Genomic DNA, 1,866 nt, shown 5'->3' on the forward strand with positions numbered 1-1,866 from the left:
GGGTCGTCTCCGCCGAGGGCGCCGACGACCTCGAGACCCTCGGGAAACTGCTCGAGGCCGGCACCATCCGGCCCGTGATCGACCGGACGTTTCCCCTCGCGGATGCGGCAGACGGCATCCGCTACCAGCACGCCGGACAAGCCAGGGGGAAGGTCGTCGTCACCGTTCCGTGAGACCCCGGACAGGGGGAGTCGTAGGCTGGGCGGGTACCCAACGAAATGGATATCCCCCTGTTATGAGCATTTGGCGCACCAAAAGCATTGAGGCCTCGATGGCCGACTCCCTCGAAAAGGGCCACAATCTCAAGCGCACCCTCGGCACCTGGGACCTCATGGTCATGGGTGTCGCCGTTGCCGTCGGCGCCGGGATCTTCTCGGTCGGAGCAAAGGCGGCCGGCAGCTACGCTGGCCCGTCGGTGACGCTCGCGTTCCTGCTCGCCGCCCTCACCTGCGCCCTCGCGATCATGTGTTACGCGGAGTTCGCGTCGGCGGTGCCGGTCGCCGGCTCGGCGTACACCTTCACCTATGCGACCCTCGGCGAGCTCCTGGCCTGGATCATCGGCTGGGACCTGATCCTCGAGATGCTCACCGCGGCCGCCGTGATCGCCAAGTACTGGGGCATCTACCTCTCGAGCGTCTTCGAACTCCTGCACTGGAACGTGCCGGCGACCATCAACATTCTCGGCCTCGACGTGAGCTGGGGCGCCTTCGTCATCGTCGCGATCTTCACGACTCTCCTCGTGCTCGGCACCAAGCTCTCCGCGCGGGTCGCGAGCGTCTTCACGATCCTCAAGGTCGCGATCGTGCTCTTCGTCATCGTCGCCGGCGCCTTCTTCATCAACCCGGCGAACTACTCGCCGTTCATCCCCGCCGCTATCCCGACGACGGGTGGAGACGGCGACGTCTGGATGCAGTCCCTCTTCTCCTTCATGACCGGTGCGCACCCGGCCCAGTACGGCCTCTTCGGCCTGCTTGCGGGCGCCTCCCTCGTCTTCTTCGCATTCATCGGCTTCGACGTCGTCGCCACGAGCGCCGAGGAAGTCAAGAACCCGCAGAAGACCCTGCCGCGCGGGATCTTCGCAGGGCTCGCGATCGTGACCGTGCTCTACCTCGGCGTCAGCCTCGTACTGACCGGGATGGTGCCGTACACGGTGCTCGCGCAGGACCCGAACGCCTCCCTCGCAACGGCCTTCGTCGCCGTCGGAGCCGGCTGGGCCGCCGAGGTCATCTCGGTCGGCATCCTGATCGGCCTGACGACCGTGATCATGGTGCTGCTCCTCGGGCTGTCCCGGGTGCTCTTCGCCATGAGCCGTGACGGCCTGCTGCCCCGCGGCCTCAGCGTCACCTCGGCGAAGCGCGGCACGCCGGCGCGGGTGCAGATCATTGCGGGCACGGCGGTCGCGCTGATCGCCGGCCTCACCAACGTGGGCGTCCTCGAGGAAATGATCAACATCGGAACGCTCTCGGCGTTCGTGCTCGTCAGCATCGCCGTGATCGTGCTGCGGAAGAAGCGGCCGGACCTCAAGCGCGCCTTCAAGGTGCCCTTCTCCCCGTACCTGCCGATCCTCTCGGCCGTGCTGTGCTTCTGGCTGATGCTGAACCTCACAACCCTGACCTGGGTGCGCTTCGCGGTGTGGCTCCTGATCGGCCTCGCCGTGTACTTCGCCTACGGGCGCCGCCACTCCGTGGTCGGCATCGAGGCCAAGCGCGTGTTCGACGAGACCGTACGCACCGAGGCCGTCCGAGAGGAGAACTCGCTCCGCGACTGACCCCTCCCGCGACGAACCCTTTCCGCCAATCCGTTCCGCGAGAGTACGAATTCGGCCCTCTCCGTGCGGCTGAAGGGGCCATTTTCGTACTCTCGCGG

2 protein-coding genes are annotated in these 1,866 nt (G+C 66.6%); both read left to right on the forward strand.

The window, feature by feature from the left end; translation table 11 throughout:
• On the forward strand, positions 1-173 hold a 173-nt coding region (locus tag QN357_RS18795; protein ID WP_323505375.1), incomplete at its 5' end, for a zinc-binding dehydrogenase.
• A 62-nt stretch (positions 174-235) separates the two neighbouring features.
• A complete protein-coding gene (locus QN357_RS18800) occupies positions 236-1,768 on the forward strand; it encodes an amino acid permease (protein WP_134449600.1) in 1,533 nt (510 codons plus the stop codon).
• Positions 1,769-1,866 lie beyond the last annotated feature (98 nt).

It is taken from the genome of Cryobacterium sp. RTC2.1, assembly GCF_035018685.1.
GTDB classification, from domain to species: Bacteria; Actinomycetota; Actinomycetes; order Actinomycetales; family Microbacteriaceae; genus Cryobacterium; species Cryobacterium glucosi.

Bases quoted from the DNA above. Each gene is read 5' to 3' on its own strand.
- QN357_RS18800 (WP_134449600.1), top strand. From the start codon at position 236: ATGAGCATTTGGCGCACCAAAAGCATTGAGGCCTCGATGGCCGACTCC.